Below are 248 nucleotides of genomic sequence, written 5' to 3' on the forward strand. Positions count from 1 at the left end.
AGCTACCTGTTCATGTTCGTAATAAACTTTGATTGTTTCTGTGTAGGTTTTAACTCTTACTTTTTTACCAATCAGATTATCGGGAACGGAATACTGATTATTGTCAACGCTGATTAAAGAGTATTTACTATCCGCTCAGCGATCTGAGCCGCTTCATAGTCAGGAAGGAGCGGCTTCAGAAACGGCTGTTCTTCTTTCCGCTTCGTATCTTTATTCAGTTCATCCAGACGATCCTTGAGCCACATTCT

1 protein-coding gene is annotated in these 248 nt (G+C 40.7%); it reads right to left on the reverse strand.

Annotation, left to right across the window (positions count from 1 at the left end; all coding sequences use genetic code 11):
* Positions 1–114: Mu transposase domain-containing protein (locus Afil_RS11605; RefSeq protein ID WP_439647332.1), on the reverse strand; the 114-nt coding region annotated here is incomplete at its 3' end.
* Positions 115–248: the final 134 nt, after the last annotated feature.

The sequence above is a fragment of the Allobaculum fili genome (genome assembly GCF_020969955.1).
Taxonomy (GTDB): Bacteria; Bacillota_I; Bacilli_A; order Erysipelotrichales; family Erysipelotrichaceae; genus Allobaculum; species Allobaculum fili.